Below are 15040 nucleotides of genomic sequence, written 5' to 3'. Positions count from 1 at the left end.
GGCATGGGTGCTCCCTTCGTGGGTGGCGGGTTTCGTGGGTGACGGGCGGTCAGTGCCCGCGGAAGACCGGGCCTCGCCGTTCGAGGAAGGCGGTGACGGCCTCGCGATGGTCGTCGGTGGTGCCGAGCCGCCGCTGGACGACGGACTCGCGCTCCAGTGCTGCCGGCAGGGCCGTGGTGGCCGCCGACCGCAGCAGCGCCTTGGTCTCCCGGTGCGCGGCGGTGGGCCCGGCGGCCAGCGCGCGGGCCAGGTTCATGCCCTCGGCGGAGGCCGAGCCGTTCGCCACGACGCGGTGCACCAGCCCCCACTGCTCGGCGTCCCGCGCGGAGAAGCCGTCGCCGAGCAGCATGAGTCCGGCGGTGCGGGAGGGGCCCAGCTGCCGGGCCAGGGCGCGAGCCACCCCCGAGTCCGAGGCGAGGGCGACACCGCCGAACGCGGTGGCGAAGCGGGCGCCCTCGGCCGCCACCCGTACGTCGGCGCAGAGCGCGAGGCCCAGTCCGGCGCCGACGCAGGAGCCCTCGACGGCGACGACGAGCGGGATCGGCAGCGCGTGCAGCTCCTTCACCAGCGGGTTGTAGTGGTCGGGGATGTTGGCGAAGGCGGTGGCGGGCGAGGTCTTCAGCAGGTGGGCGTGCTCCTTGAGGTCCTGGCCGACGCAGAAGTGACGGCCGCGGGCGGTGATCAGGGCCGCCCGCACCTCGCGCCGGGCGTCCGTGGTCAGCCGCCGGGCGGCCATGAGGAGGGCGCCCCGCAGGTGGGCGTCGAGCGCGTTGCCGGTGGCGCGTCCGCGCAGTTCGATCACGGCCACGGCGTCGGTGACCTCGTACGACACACCGTGCGACGTGAGGCTTTCGCCCGCTGTCGGCGGTCTTTCGCTCACTGCCATCGGTAGAACCCCTGACCGGTCTTGCGGCCCAGCTCACCGCGGGCGACCTTCTCCCGCAGCAGCCGTGGTGGCGCGAACCGCTCACCGAGCGTCGTGTGCAGGTGCTCCGCGATGGCGAGGCGTACGTCGAGTCCGACCACGTCCGTGAGGCGCAGCGGGCCCATGGGGTGCCGGTAGCCCAGGCGCATGGCCGTGTCGATGGCCTCCGGGTCGGCGACGCCCTCCTCGACCATGCGGATCGCCTCAAGACCGAGGGCGAGTCCGAGGCGGCTGCTGGCGAACCCGGGCGAGTCCTTGACGACGACGTCCTGTTTGCCGAGGGCGTGCGTCCAGCGGACCGCCGCGGCCCGGGTCGCGTCGGTCGTGCCGGGGGCCAGAACCAGTTCGACGAGGGCGGAGACGGGCACGGGGTTGAAGAAGTGCATCCCCAGGAACCGCCCGGGACGCCGCAGGGCCGCCGCCAGTTCGGTCACGGACAGCGAACTGGTGTTGCTGGCCAGCACGCATCCGTCGTGCACGACGTCCTCGGCGGCGGCGAGCAACTCGGCCTTGAGCGCCGCGTCCTCCGGGACGGCCTCGACGACCAGGTCGGCGTCGTGGGGCAGTTCGGCGACCGAGGAGACGACGGCGACACGGTCCGGCGCGTCGAGGTCCGACGGCCCGGCAAGCGTCCCGCGCTCGGCCGCCCGCCGAAGTCCCGTGGTGATCCGCTCCACCGCGGCGGCGGCCGCGGAACCGTCGCGCTCCACGACGACCACGCGCGAACCGGCGGACGCGAAGGACTGGGCGACACCGGCGCCCATGCGACCGCCGCCGACGACCCCCACCACGCGGGGTGGTGTTGTTGCCGAGGTCATGCCCGGCCTCCCTTCTTCTCCAGGAAGCGCGTCATGCGCTCCTCTTTGTCCGGGCTCTCGAAGAGCACGGCCTGGGCGAGGTCGTCGGCCACGGGATGAGCCCCCGAGGCGTCGGTGACGAGCTTCGTGAGCCGCAGGGCGAGAGCCGAGGAACGGGCCATCCGGTCGAGCAGCGCGTGCGCCTCGGCGGGCAGCCGCTCCGTCGGTACGACGTCCATGACCAGCCCGCAGGCGAGTGCGGCCCGGGCGTCGAGGGTGCGTCCGGCGAGCAGGACCTGCTTGGCCACCGACTCGCCCACCAGTTCGCGCAGCCGCCAGCACGCACCGGCGGCGGCCAGGATGCCCAGGCCCGGTTCGGGGTTGCCGAAGACCGCGTTCGGCCCGGCGATCCTGAGGTCGCAGGCGTACGCCAACTCGGCACCACCGCCCAGCGCCCAGCCGGGCACGGCGGCCACGGTGGGCAGGGGCAGCCTGCGTACCCGCTCGAACAGGCGGCTGTTGATCCCCTCCAGCGCCTCGTCCCGGCCGCGCCGCCGCAGTTCGCCGATGTCGGCGCCGCCGGCGAAGACCCCGCCGTGCCCGGTGAGCAGGAGCAGCTTCGGGGCGCGCTCCAACTCCTCGCACACGCGGTGCAGTTCGGCGACCATGCGGCCGTTGACGGCGTTGCGGGCGGCGGGCCGGCGCAGGGTGACGACCACCCGGTCCGTGCGCTCCTCGACCGACAGCGTCTCGTACGACGGTTTCCCGTACGACGGTTTCCCGCACGACGAGTTCGCGGCCGCCGGGTTCACGGACACCGGCGTCTCGTACGGCGGTTCCTCGCGCGTGTTCATACGCGCTCCACGAGCATGGCCACGCCCTGTCCGACCCCGACGCAGAGGGTCGCCAGGCCGCGCCGCCCGCCCTCCCGTTCCAGTCGGCCCAGCAGGGTGAGCAGGATGCGGGTGCCGGAGCAGCCCAGGGGGTGGCCGAGGGCGATGGCGCCGCCGTCGGCGTTGACGCGGTCCGGGTCGAGCTTCAGCCGGCGCATGACCGCGAGGGCCTGGGCGGCGAAGGCCTCGTTGAGTTCGATCGCGTCGAGGTCCTCGGTCGTCCAGCCCACCCGCTCCAGGGCCCTGGCGGTGGCCGGCACCGGGCCCAGCCCCATCAGGTGGGGTTCGACCCCGGCCGACACGGAGGTGACGACGCGGGCCCGGGGAGTCAGTCCGTGGCGCTCCACCGCCGCCCCGCTCGCCACCACCAGGGCGGCGGCCCCGTCGGACAGCGGCGAGGAGTTGCCGGCCGTGACGATGCCGTCCGGGCGGAAGACGGTGCGCAGTGCGCTCAGCTTCTCCAACGTGGTGGTCGGGCGCGGCCCTTCGTCCTCGGTCACCTCACCGTCCGCCACCGGTACCGGGACGATCTCCGCCGCGAAGCGGCCCGCCGTCCGCGCGGCCACCGCCCGCCGGTGGCTGCGCAGCGCGAAGGCGTCCGAGTCCAGACGGCTGATGCCGTCCAGGGCGGCGAGGTTTTCCGCGGTCTCGCCCATCGACACGGTCGTCGTCGCGGGGAACCGGGGGTTGGTGAAGCGCCAGCCGAGTGAGGTGTCGTGGACGTCGCCGGGCCGGGCCCAGGGAGTGCCCGGCTTGGCCATCACCCACGGCGCACGGGTCATCGACTCGACCCCGCCGGCCACGACCAGCTCGGCCTCGCCCGCGCGGACGGACTGCGCGGCGGACGCCACGGCCGTGAGCCCCGAGGCGCACAGCCGGTTGACGGTGTACCCGGGCACGGTGTGCGGGAGTCCGGCCAGCAGTACGGCCATCCGCGCGACGTCCCGGTTGTCCTCACCGGCCTGGTTCGCGGCGCCGAGGATCACCTCGTCCACGGCGTCGGCCGGGGCCCCGGCACGTCGCACGGCCTCGCCGACGACGAGCGCGGCCAGGTCGTCGGGGCGCACGGAGGCCAGCGCCCCGCCGTAACGGCCCTGCGGGGTACGGGCCCCGTCGATCAGGTAGACCTCATCGGGCATCGGTGTGCTCCTCGGCCGGGGCGTGACGGCGGGACTGGAGGACGGAGAACCGGCCGGTGACGAACGCCGGGTCGGTCAGGGTCGCGTTGGCCGCCGGGTTGGCCGACGAGCCGTGGAAGTCGCTGAAGGCGGCGGACTGGTTGGGGAACACGTCACCGGTCAGGTTCTCCGACAGGTGCACCCCCGCCTCCAGCGCCGTGGCACGCGCCGCCGCCAGGATGTCCTCGCCGGTCGTGTACACGCAGGCGGTCAGCGCGCCGTGGCGCCGTACGGTGTCGTGCAGGACGCGCAGGGAGTGTGCGGTGTCGTCGGTGGCGATGACGAAGGAGACAGGGCCGAACCACTCGCTCGTGTAGGTCTTCTCGTCGGCCTCGGCGTCGAGCCGGGCCACCAGCGGGGTGCGGACGACGGCGTCCGGGTGGTCGGGATGCGCCACGACCCGTGAGGGACGGGCGGTACGGCCCAGGGCTTCCGCCTCCTCCAGACGCGCGAGTACCCCGCTGTTCACGATCGCGCCGAGAGTGGCGGTGGCCCGGGCCGGGTCGCCGAGCAGGCCGTCCAGCGCGGATCCCAGATCGGCGGCGAACTCGTCGGCCGTACGCGGCCCTTGATCGGTGGAGAACCCGTCGCGGGGCACCAGGATGTTCTGCGGGGTGGTGCACATCTGCCCGCTGTAGAGCGACAGCGAGAACGCGAGGTTGCGCAGCAGCCCGGCGTAGTCGTCCGTGGAGTCCACGACGACGGTGTTGAGACCCGCCTTCTCCGTGTGCACGACGGCCTGACGGGCGTTGGTCTCCAGCCAGTCGCCGAACTCACTGGAACCGGTGAAGTCCACGATCCGCACGTCGGGGTGGGTGGCCAGGGCGGGAGCGGTGCGCTCCTCGGGCCGCGAGGCGGCGAGCAGCACCACGTCCGGGTCGAAACCCGCCTCCGTCAGCACCTCACGGGCGATCCGCACGGTGATCGCCAACGGCAGCACGGCCCGCCGGTGCGGCTTGACGATCACCGGGTTGCCCGTGACCAGGCTCGCGAAGAAGCCCGGATAGCCGTTCCAGGTGGGGAAGGTGTTGCAGGCGACGAGCACGGCCACGCCCCGGCCGACCGGGGTGTAGGTCTTGTCCATGACCAGCGGCCCACCGCGCCGCCGGGGCTTGCTCCAGCGCGCGGTGGCCGGATGGCGCCGCTGCGCCTCCCAGGCGTACGCCACCGCTTCGAGGCCGCGGTCCTGGGCGTGCGGGCCGCCCGCCTGGAAGGCCATCACGAAGGGCTGGCCGGTGGTGTGCTGGACGGCGTGCGCGATCTCGAAGCTCGCCGCGTTGAGGCGGGCCAGGATCTCGGCCGCCACGCCGGCCCGGACGTCGGGGCTCGCCGAACGCCATGCCGTGGCGGCGGACTTGGCCGTCGCCACGGCGGCCTCGGGTGCCAGATGCGGGTAGCTGACGCCCAGGGGAAAGCCGTACGGCGACACCTCCGCGGCCGGGACGGTGCCGGTGGTGGGGTGCCCGTCGAGTGGGAACGGGCGGTCGAGGAGAGCGCGGAAGGCCGCCTCGCCCGACTCCGGCGCTCCTGCCCCGTACACCGAGGCGCTGGGGATCTCCGGATACGGCGTCCAGTGGTCGCGGTCGGTGGTGCGGGCCACGGCCTGTTCGAGCAGGTCCGCGTGGCGGGCGTAGAAGGATGACATGAGAGCTCCAGGCCGAACGTTCGGTCGGTCGATGGGTGGAGTGCGCCCCAGGCGTGAGGGCAACGCGAAAGGAAGGTCGGTCAGACGTCGGCGAGCAGGACCGCCGGGCGTTCCACGCAGTCGGCCACGAAGCGCAGGAACCCGCCGGCGGTGCCGCCGTCGCAGACCCGGTGGTCGAAGCTGAACGACAGCTGCGTGATCTTGCGGACGGTGAGCGCCCCGTCCACCACCCAGGGTTTGTCCACGATGCGGCCCACGCCGAGGAGCGCCGCCTCCGGGTGGTTGATGATGGGTGTGGAGCCGTCCACACCGAACACGCCGTAGTTGTTGAGGGTGAAGGTGCCTCCGGTGAGCCGGTCGGGCGGCAGGCTGCCGGTCCGGGCCAGTTCGGTCAACCGGGCGAGTTCCGCGGCCAGTTGCACCGTCGTCATCCGGTGGGCGTCCCGCACGACGGGGACGACGAGACCGCGGTCGGTCTGGGCGGCGAAGCCCAGGTGCACCTCGTCGAAACGCAGGATCTCCCGGCGCTCGGTGTCGACGGTCGAGTTGAGCTCCGGGTAGCGGCGCAGTCCGGCCACACAGATGCGGGCGAGCAGCGCCAACAGCCCGATACGGCGCCCGGGTTCGGCGGCTTCCAGCGCCCTCTTGGCCTGGAGCAGGCCGGTCGCGTCCACGTCGACCCAGGTGGTGGCGTCGGGGATCTCGGTCCGGCTGCGCGCGAGCTTGTCCGCCACGGCTTTGCGGACGCCGCGCAGGGGGATGCGGACTGGGCCGTCGGAGGCGGGGTCCGGTGTGGGGCGGGTCGATTCCGGTGCCGGTACCGATGCCTGTGCCTGTCGGGCGACGGCCTGTTCCACGTCCCGCCGCAGGACGATCCCGGCCGGACCCGAAGGAGCCAGCGCGGTGAGGTCGATCCCGTGATCGCGGGCCAGCCGCCGGACGAGGGGCGAGATGACGCGGGGTGCATGCGTCTCCGTGACCGGCACGGGTGCGGGCGTCTGCGGTGCGGCGGCCGTACGCCGGCGACGACGGCGCGGCGCCGGTTCGTGCCCGGTGCCGTAACCGATCAGGACGTTGCCCGAACCGGCCTGCTCCTCCTCGCGGTACCGCTCGGCGGCGGTGTCCGGGACGGCGGTGTACGGGACGGCGGTGTACGGGACGGCGGTCTCCGGGGCGGCGGGTGGGACGGCCGCCTGCGGCGCCGCGGGTGCCGCAGCTCCCACGGTGATCAGCGGTTCGCCCACCCCCAGCGGCGTTCCCGCCTCCGCGTGCAGCCGCAGCACCGTGCCCGCGTACGGCACCGGCACCTCGACCGCGGCCTTGGCGGTCTCCACCTCGACCACGACCTGGTCGATCGTCACGGTGTCGCCGACGGCCACCTTCCACTCGACGATCTCGGCGTCGGTGAGCCCTTCGCCGAGGTCGGGCAGTCGGAACAACTGCTCGTTCAGCGTCGCGGTGGTCATGCGACCGCCCCCTTCGACAGGTGCCGGGTGTCGGGCTCGTCGGCGAACTGCAGGCGGTCGACGGCGTCCAGGACCCGGTCGACGCCGGGCAGGTGCGCGTGCTCCAGCTTCGGCGGCGGATACGGGATGTCGAAGCCGGTCACCCGCAGTACGGGAGCGGCGAGTGAGTGGAAGCAGCGCTCCTGCACCCGGGCGGCGATCTCCGCGCCGACCCCGGCGAAGCCCTGGGCCTCCTGCACGACCACGCAGCGCCCGGTCCTGCGCACCGACTCCGTGACGGTCTCGTCGTCGAAGGGCACCAGCGTGCGCAGGTCCACGACCTCCAGCTCGACCCCGTCCGCGGCGGCCGCCTCCGCGGCGGCCAGCGCCACCGGGACCGAGGGGCCGTAGGCGACGACGGTGGCGTCACGCCCCGCCCGCCGGATCGCCGCCCGCCCGAACGGCAGCGCCCCGCGCGGGTGGAGGTCGGTGTCCTCGCGCGACCAGTACAGCTTCTTCGGCTCCAGGAACACCACCGGGTCGGGGTCCGCCACCGCGTCCCGCAGCAGCCAGTACGCGTCCTCGGCCGTGGCCGGGGTGACGACCTTGAGGCCGGGCGTGTGCGCGTAGTAGGCCTCGCTGGAGTCGCAGTGATGCTCCACTCCGCCGATCCCGCCCGCGAAGGGGACGCGGATCACCATCGGCAGGCCGATCCGTCCGCGGGTGCGGTTGCGCGTCTTGGCGACGTGCGAGGCGATCTGCTCGAACGCCGGGTAGGCGAACGCGTCGAACTGCATCTCCACCACGGGCCGGAAGCCGCCCATCGCCATGCCGACCGCCAGCCCGACGATGCCGGCCTCCGCGAGCGGGGTGTCGAAGCAGCGCTGCTCGCCGAAGTCGCGGGTCAGCCCGTCGGTGATGCGGAACACCCCGCCGAGCGGACCGACGTCCTCGCCGAAGACGAGGACCCGCTCGTCCTCGCGCAGCGCGTCGCGCAGGGCGGTGTTGAGCGCCTGCGCCATCGTGACCTTGGCCATGGTCGTCAGTCCTCCTGGGCCTGGGCGGATTCGGCGAGTTCGGCCGCCAACTGGGCCCGTTGCTCGCGCAGTTGCGGGGTGGGATCGGCGTAGACGTGGTCGAAGAGCTCCAGCGGGTCCAGCACCGAGTCCGCGTTCATGCCGGCGCGCACCCGCGCCGCCAGCTCCTCGGCCTCCTCCCGCAGCGCCGCCACGTCGTCGTCGGTGAGCGCGCCGCGCGAGCGCAGGTACGCCTCCAGGCGGTCGACCGGATCGGCGGCCCGCCACCGGTCCACCTCGTCGTCCTCCCGGTAGCGGGTGGCGTCGTCGGCGTTGGTGTGCGCGTCCATGCGGTAGGTGTGCGCCTCGACCAGGACGGGGCCGTGCCCGGCGCGGGCGTGTTCGACGGCCGAGGTCAGCACCGCCAGCACCGCGACCAGGTCGTTGCCGTCGACCTGCTCGGAGCGCACCCCGTAGCCGATGCCCTTGTACGCCAGGGCGGGCGCCGCGGTCTGCCGGGCCAGCGGCACGGAGATCGCGTACTTGTTGTTCTGCACGAAGAAGACCACCGGAGCACGGAAGACGGCCGCGAAGTTCAGCGCCTCGTGGAAGTCGCCCTCGCTGGTGGCCCCGTCCCCGACGAGCGCCATCGCCACGCCGTCCTCGCCCTTGCGGCGCAGGGACTCGGCCATGCCCGTCGCGTGCAGCACCTGGGTGGCCAGCGGGGTGCACTGGGGAGCGACACGGGTGGTGGCGGGGTCGTAGCCGCAGTGCCAGTCGCCGCGCAGCAGCGTCAGCACCTCGACCGGGTCGATGCCACGGGCCACCAGGGCGACGGAGTCGCGGTAGGTCGGAAACAGCCAGTCGTCCGGGCGCAGCGCGAGCACGGCGCCGATCTGGCAGGCCTCCTGGCCCCGGCTGGAGGGGTAGACCGCGAGGCGGCCCTGCTTGGTGAGGGCGGTCGCCTGGGTGTCGAACCGGCGGCCCAGGACCATGCGCCGCCACGCGTCGAGCAGGGTCTCGATCCCGGGCGCGGTGTAGTCGGCCGGCTGCCTCGTGACCGGTGCGCCGTCCTCGGCCACGAACCGCACCGGCGTCAGGGACGGCAGGAGGCCCTGGACCGTCTGGCGGAGGCTCTTCACAGACATGGAGGGCACTCACTTTCTCTGGACACTTGACAGGAGAATGGTGACCATCGCGGAATATGTGTTCAATAGCTGGCGCGAACCGGCGATGAACTGCCGAACATCAGGGTCTGGGAGGACAAAGTGTCCGAGGAGAACTCGCTGCCGGGGGCAGTGGCCGGACGAACTGCCGTCCCGCTCGACGACATCGACCGGCAGATCCTGAGCCGGCTCCTGGAGGACGGCCGGATCTCGGTCCGCGCCCTCGCCGAGCAGGTGCACATCTCCCGGGCCAACGCCTACACCCGCATCGGCCGGCTCGTGGCCGAGGACGTCATCACGGGCTTCACCGCCCAGCTCAACGCCCAGCGAGCGGGCCTGGGCACGAGCGCCTACGTGACGATGAGCATCGAGCAGAACGCCTGGCGCGACATCTCGCACGAGCTGCGCGAGATCCCGTACGTGGAGCATGTCGCCCTCGTCACCGGAGACTTCGACGTCCTGGTCCTCGTCCGCGCCCCGGACAACCTCATGCTGCGCCAGGTCGTGCTGGAGAAGATCCAGTCGATCCGCGGAGTGCGCTCCACCCGCACCTGGCTCGTCTTCGACGAGGTGCGGGGGCGCGGCGCCACCTGGACGGACTGAGGAAGGGCGTGGTCATACGTCGACGAGCTCGCCGGTGACCTCGGGCCGGGCCGGTGCCGGGCCGGCGGCCGGCGGCGCGTGCCTGCGGGAGCGCACGACGCGGAACCGCCCGGTGACGAAGTGGGCGCCCGCGCCCGGCAGTTCGGCGAGAGCCGAGGACGGGTCGGCGGGCAGGTCATCGAGGTTCTCCACCAGGTGCACCCCGGCGTCCAGCGCCGCCGTCCCGGCGGCCGCCAGTACCAGCGGGTCGGTGGAGTGCACCGAGGCGTAGAGCGCCCCGTGCCGCGCCACCGTTCGGCGCAGGAGCGCCAGGCTGTGCGAGATCGAGTCGGTGCCCACCAGGAAGGTCACCGGCCCGGGCCACTCGCGTGTGAAGACCCGCTCGTCCGAGGCGCGCAGCCGCACCAGCAGCGGGCTGCGCAGATCGGCGTCCGGGTGGTCGGGGTGGATCACGGGGCCGGAGGCGTGCAGGACGGGGCCGTACCGTGCGGCCTCCGTCAGAGCGCCGCGCACCTCGTCGGTGGCGACGGTGCCCAGCACCCTCGCCACGCGGGCGGGATGCCCGAGCAGGCGGTCCACGGCGTCGCCGAGATCGGCCCCGAGGTCCCGCAGCGTCCTGTGGCCCTCGTCGGTGCCGAAGCCCTGCTCCGGCACCAGGATGTTCTGCGGAGTGGTGCGCACGGAGCCGCTGCACAGACACGAGGACAGGGCGAGACCCCGTACCAGGCCCCGGTAGTCGTCCGTCGAGTCCACGACCACGGTGTTCAGCCCGGTCCGGTTGGCGAAGACGACGGCCTGGCGGGCGTGTTGCTCCAGCCAGTCCGCGAAGCGGGCGGAGCCCGTGAAGTCGACGATGCGCACCGCCGGATGCGTGGCCAGCCGCCGGTGCACGCGCCGTTCGGGTTCCGCCACGGCCAGGGTCACGAGGTCGGGGGAGTGACCGGCCTCCGCCAGCACCTGCCGGGCGACCCGCACCGTGATCGCCAGCGGCAGCACCGAGCGCGGGTGCGGGGCCACGACCACGGGGTTGCCGGTCACCAGACTGGCGAACAGGCCCGGATACCCGTTCCAGAGCGGAAAGTCCGGACAGCCGACGAGCAGCGACACCCCACGGGGCACCAGGACGCAGGTGCCTCGCAGCGGGCGTGGCCGTCGGCCCCGGCCGGCGCTCTCCCAGTGCAGGTCGGCCGGGAGACGTTCCGACTCGGCGAGGGCCTGGGCCACCGCCTCCAGGGCACGGTCCTGGGCGGGCGGCCCGGCGGCACGGAAGGCCGCCTGGAGGGACTGGCCGGTGGTGTGGTGCGCCGCGAGGGCCAGCTCGTGGCTACGGGTGTTGAGCCGGCGCAGGATCTCCACCGCGAGCCCGGCGCGCTCGTACGGCCCCGCGGCCCGCCAGCCGGCCGCCGACCGCTCGGCCGCCGCGACCAGCGCCGCGGGATCGCAGCGCGGGTAGGCGACGGCCGGACCGACGCCGTACGGCGACGACTCCGTGCGCACGAGGCCGACCTTGCCGGGCTGCCCCAGGTCGAACGGCCGTCCCAGCAGCGAGCGGAACACCTTTCCCGCGGTGCGGGTCGATCTCATGCCCGCGTCGGCCGCGTCCTGGCCGGTCGCCTCGGTGAAGGGGCGACGGCACTCACCGGCGGCGATCGCGCGGACGACGCTCTGCAGCAGCTCGCCGTGGCGCTCGTAGGGGCCGGGGCGCATCGCCGTCAGCCTCTCCGGCTCGCGGCGATCGCGAGGAGGGCGTCGTTCTCCTCCGGCAGTCCGATCGTCACCCGGACGCCCTCACCCGGGAACGGCCGGACCACGACCCTCCCGTCGGCGCAATGCCGGGCGAAGTCCGCGCTGTCGTCGCCGAGGGGCAGCCAGACGAAGTTGGACTGGGAGTCGGGCACGTCGTGGCCCAGCGCCCGCAGCCGTCCGGTGACCCGGTCGCGTTCGGCGACCGTCAGGGCGGACCGCCGGGCGACCTCCGCGCCCTCGCCGAGGGCGACGACCGCGGCCCGCTGCGCGAGGGCACTGACGCTGAACGGCACCTGCGTCCGGCGGACGTGCGCGGCGATCCCGGGCGGCGCGACGCAGTAGCCGACGCGCAGCCCCGCCAGTCCGTACGCCTTCGAGAAGGTCCGCAGCACCGCCACGTTCGGCCGGTCGCCGAGCAGGGCGAGTCCGTCGGGGACCACGGCGGGGTCGGCGTACTCCCGGTACGCCTCGTCGACGACGATCAGCACGTCCCGCGGCACCCGGTCCGCGAAGTCGGTCAGGGCCCGCGCCCCGACCGCCGTGGAGGTCGGGTTGTTCGGGTTGCACACGAAGACCAGCCGGGTCCGGGCGGTGACCGCCGCGGCCATGGCGTCGAGGTCGAGGGCGTGGTCGCGCAGCGGCACCTTCACCGCCGTACCGCCCGCCACGGCGGTCAGGATCGGGTACGCCTCGAACGACCGCCAGCCGAGGACGACCTCGTCACCGGGTCCGACGACGGTGTGCAGCAACTGCCCGCACACCTCGGAGGAACCGGCGCCCACCGCGATCCGGTCGGGGCCGACCCCGTGGTGTGCCGCCAGGGCCTCGACCAGCGAGGCGGCGTGCAGATCGGGGTACCGCGACACGCCGCCGGCGGCCTCCGCGAGGGTTGCGGCCACCCCCGGCAGCAGTCCGTAAGGGGACTCGTTGCTGGCCAGCAGGACGGCCCCGGGCAGTTTGCGGCCCGGGACGTAGGCGGGCAGCTGGGACAGGGACGCACGCACACGCACCATGCTGGTCTCGCTTCTGCAGCGCTGGGACCCGAGGCCTGGCCGTCGGGCATTTGACAGGCACATCGTGAAGAGAGGACGACAAGCGTTCAACCGCTGGGGAAATTCGGCTACGAACAGCCGAAACAGAGGCAGATGATCGGCAAACCGTCTCCGGGCGAGCCTCGCGGGACCTTTCGTACGAGACGGACGGCTCGCCCTCTGCCGGGCCCCGGGCCGCCTCCTTGATCACGGGACGGACACAGCGGGCTGTCGAGGCCCCCGCCGCGGGCGAGGCGTCAGCAGACTGCTCGCCGCCCGGGCCACGCGATGTCCGCGGCCCGTCCCGCTCCGATCGAGGGAGACCATGCACAGCACCCAGACCCGCTTCCGCCACGGAGCCCTGACGGCGGGGGCGGCGGTCCTCGCCGTGCTCGCCGTCGGCTGCTCGAAAGTGTCCGCGGGCCCGCAGACCGGCGGCTGCCGCGACGACGGCGGCTGGTCGAAACGGCAGCAGGCCACCTGGCTGCGCTCCGCGGTCGCCTTCCACGGGACGGCCGACACGGCCGGAGCGTCGCACGAAAAGGCGTCGGTCGTCATCCGCCCACCGCAGACGGGCGATGTCCGGGTGCTGTGCCGACCACTCGCCGTACAGGTCGGGTTCTGGACCCTCACGGCCGCGACGACGGGGCCGGAGACGTCGTTCGTCATGCGCTACCGGCTGTCGGCGGACGGCAGCAGAACCCGAACCGTCGTCTTCCCGGCCGGGCTTCCCACCGGACAGGACGGCACCTGCACCCGGGTCCTTGTCGCGGCGTACGTGGGCAGCCCCCTGGCCGGTGACGAACTGCCCAGGGTGACAGGGGACTTGGCCACTGCCGGGGACACGGACGTGCGGTTCGGGACGGAGCGGATCGGTGCGCAGCGGCTGCTCCCGCCCCGGGATCCCGCACAGTGTGACGCGGACCGGTCGACACCGAGCCCGTCACCCACCGGATCGACGGGCTGGGACATCTACCATCCGTGACACCTCGACAACATGCCTGCTCGGACCGCTGGGTCGTGGGGGGCCTCTCTCGCTGGTCTGATGCGATTCCTGAGGGCCGGACATCCTGCCGCTGCGGACGCCCGCAGATGGCCGTCCCGAATCGCCGGCGCGAGCCCTGCGTACTGCTCAAGTCCGTGCAGTCGCGCAGCGTGTTGAGTGATCGCGTAGCGTGTTTCCTGTCGAGCTGCCCGGCACGCAACTATGCCGCCGGGCAACCGACTTCAGGCTCTAGAAGAAACCAAGCTTCTTCGGGCTGTAGGAACAAAGCAGGTTCTTCGTCTTCCGGTGGTACAGCGTTGCCAGGCTGCTGACCTGCAGAAAGCCGTTCGAAGGGGACAGTGAGCGGCTTCCTGGTCCGCGAATGGGCCGGATCTTGGATCCTTGGCCGCATCGGAACGGGGGCTCCCCGCGACAGGGCGGAGACACGGCAAGCCCCGGTTGCTCGGTCTTGGCATAGGTGCGAGAGGTGTACCGGTGGTACGACGCTGAACCTGTCGCGGTTGGCGGGGCACGTCTGAGTTATCGTCAACTTCCGCGTCTACTGTGTCAGTGCCTTTACGCGCATCTGACCTACAAGGAGCTCTAGGCCGTGAACGTCGAGATTCCTCCGCACGTCCGCGAGACCGCCTCCCAGCTCGGGGAAGGCGTGCCGTATGCGCTGAAGGTCCTGGCCGGCCAGCTGGCGGATGAACCGGATATGGGTGAGCCCTCGAGTCTGCCCGGCATCCTCACCGTGATGATCGACGGCGACCTCTTCGAACACTGCCCTGCCCTGGCCGTTGGCTACATTCGTGAGCCCGACCGGATCGAGATCCGATTCGTGACCCCTGCCTCCTTCGCGCAGCCCGCGACAGTCGGCCCCGAAGAACCTGAACAGCAAGAGCAGGAACAGGCTGTTGGTTCCGGTGCCGAGGCGGTCACCGTCCGGGAGGTGGCGGATGCCTGGCGCCGCATCACCGATTGGCTCCAGACCCACGCCCCCGACTCCTACGCGGCTCTTCGGGCCGGCGCGAGTTCCGCAGCCGTCGCCGCTGTGGAAAGCGACCTCGGGGCGCAGATTCCCGTCGAGCTGCGCACCCTGTGGCTGCTGACCGCAGGGGATGACGGGGCGCAGGGCTGGGGATGCCTGCCGGGCAACCAAGCCCTGATGACCTTGGATGCTGCGCGGGCCCTTTACCGGATGAAGAGGGACGCGCAGGTCTCGGAGGACGCCCTCAACTCCGGTCGCCCGGAAGAGGAACGGATCACGGTGTGGAAGGCGACCTGGATTCCGGTCGTCGCACTGGGCCCGTCCGATGACTCGTCAGGCCTGTATCTGGACGCCTCGACCGGCTATCTGGGCCGCTGGTCCCGTTACTACGAAGCCCCTGATGAGGAACGCGACACGCTGGTCACGTATCTGGAAGAGATGGCCGACATGCTGGAATCCCCGGCTCTGGCCGCGCGGGACAAGCCGGGGCTGATCGGCGGGACTTTGGTATGGCTGAGCAGCATCGATCCCGCACTGGAGGACCGGTGGCAGTCCTTGACCGATTGATCCAGTCGAAATGCGGGGACCCGCCCAGTGAGCGGGCCCCGCGCTCTCCTTC

Annotated in this window: 13 protein-coding genes; 3 read left to right on the top strand and 10 right to left on the bottom strand. The window is 72.6% G+C overall.

All coding sequences use genetic code 11. From position 1 onward, the window contains the following. Nucleotides 1-49 precede the first annotated feature (49 nt). From AC2XR2_RS05700 to pdhA, 8 genes are all read right to left on the bottom strand, one after another. On the bottom strand, nucleotides 50-886 hold the full coding sequence (locus AC2XR2_RS05700; protein ID WP_381299608.1) for an enoyl-CoA hydratase/isomerase family protein: 837 nt from the start codon (nucleotides 884-886) through the stop codon (nucleotides 50-52). Next, a complete protein-coding gene (locus tag AC2XR2_RS05695) occupies nucleotides 877-1743 on the bottom strand; it encodes a 3-hydroxyacyl-CoA dehydrogenase family protein (protein WP_491514470.1) in 867 nt (288 codons plus the stop codon). Before AC2XR2_RS05695 ends, AC2XR2_RS05700 begins: the two co-directional genes overlap by 10 nt. Next, nucleotides 1740-2576: an enoyl-CoA hydratase/isomerase family protein gene (locus AC2XR2_RS05690; RefSeq protein WP_491514469.1), complete on the bottom strand. Its 837-nt coding sequence runs from the start codon at nucleotides 2574-2576 to the stop codon at nucleotides 1740-1742. The genes AC2XR2_RS05695 and AC2XR2_RS05690 overlap by 4 nt, the downstream gene beginning before the upstream one ends. Then, nucleotides 2573-3754, bottom strand: coding sequence for a thiolase family protein (locus AC2XR2_RS05685; protein ID WP_491514468.1), 1182 nt, complete (start codon nucleotides 3752-3754; stop codon nucleotides 2573-2575). Before AC2XR2_RS05685 ends, AC2XR2_RS05690 begins: the two co-directional genes overlap by 4 nt. Then, a complete protein-coding gene (gene paaN, locus AC2XR2_RS05680) occupies nucleotides 3744-5438 on the bottom strand; it encodes a phenylacetic acid degradation protein PaaN (protein ID WP_491514467.1) in 1695 nt (564 codons plus the stop codon). Before paaN ends, AC2XR2_RS05685 begins: the two co-directional genes overlap by 11 nt. An 80-nt stretch (nucleotides 5439-5518) precedes the next feature. Then, the gene (locus AC2XR2_RS05675) at nucleotides 5519-6904 is read right to left on the bottom strand and encodes a dihydrolipoamide acetyltransferase family protein (RefSeq protein WP_491514466.1); all 1386 of its coding nucleotides are present in this window, start codon (nucleotides 6902-6904) and stop codon (nucleotides 5519-5521) included. Continuing rightward, nucleotides 6901-7920 carry an alpha-ketoacid dehydrogenase subunit beta gene (locus tag AC2XR2_RS05670; RefSeq protein WP_381299604.1) on the bottom strand — a complete coding sequence of 340 codons (1020 nt, stop codon included), beginning with the start codon at nucleotides 7918-7920 and terminating at the stop codon, nucleotides 6901-6903. Before AC2XR2_RS05670 ends, AC2XR2_RS05675 begins: the two co-directional genes overlap by 4 nt. Before the next feature lie 5 nt (nucleotides 7921-7925). Further along, on the bottom strand, nucleotides 7926-9047 hold the full coding sequence (gene pdhA / locus AC2XR2_RS05665) for a pyruvate dehydrogenase (acetyl-transferring) E1 component subunit alpha (protein ID WP_491514465.1): 1122 nt from the start codon (nucleotides 9045-9047) through the stop codon (nucleotides 7926-7928). A 120-nt stretch (nucleotides 9048-9167) separates the two neighbouring features. Here pdhA and AC2XR2_RS05660 point away from each other — a divergent pair, with 120 nt between their 5' ends. Next, complete coding sequence (locus AC2XR2_RS05660) at nucleotides 9168-9668, top strand: Lrp/AsnC family transcriptional regulator (protein WP_491514464.1); 501 nt, start codon at nucleotides 9168-9170, stop codon at nucleotides 9666-9668. A 12-nt stretch (nucleotides 9669-9680) separates the two neighbouring features. On the opposite strand, the gene AC2XR2_RS05655 is transcribed toward AC2XR2_RS05660, so the two are convergent. Next, nucleotides 9681-11375 carry an aldehyde dehydrogenase family protein gene (locus AC2XR2_RS05655; protein ID WP_491514463.1) on the bottom strand — a complete coding sequence of 565 codons (1695 nt, stop codon included), beginning with the start codon at nucleotides 11373-11375 and terminating at the stop codon, nucleotides 9681-9683. A 5-nt stretch (nucleotides 11376-11380) separates the two neighbouring features. Then, on the bottom strand, nucleotides 11381-12427 hold the full coding sequence (locus AC2XR2_RS05650) for a histidinol-phosphate transaminase (RefSeq protein ID WP_491514462.1): 1047 nt from the start codon (nucleotides 12425-12427) through the stop codon (nucleotides 11381-11383). A gap of 343 nt (nucleotides 12428-12770) precedes the next feature. Between AC2XR2_RS05650 and AC2XR2_RS05645 the strand changes: the two genes are divergently transcribed. Together AC2XR2_RS05645 and AC2XR2_RS05640 are read left to right on the top strand one after the other, a co-directional pair. Continuing rightward, nucleotides 12771-13430 (top strand): hypothetical protein, encoded by a 660-nt coding sequence (locus AC2XR2_RS05645; protein WP_491514461.1) that lies wholly within the window; start codon nucleotides 12771-12773, stop codon nucleotides 13428-13430. A gap of 610 nt (nucleotides 13431-14040) precedes the next feature. After that, nucleotides 14041-14988 (top strand): SMI1/KNR4 family protein, encoded by a 948-nt coding sequence (locus AC2XR2_RS05640; protein ID WP_491514460.1) that lies wholly within the window; start codon nucleotides 14041-14043, stop codon nucleotides 14986-14988. The last annotated feature ends 52 nt before the right edge of the window (nucleotides 14989-15040 follow it).

Source organism: Streptomyces sp. LS-MS-L19 (genome assembly GCF_058382285.1).
This window is presented reverse-complemented; position numbering and strand designations above follow the sequence as displayed.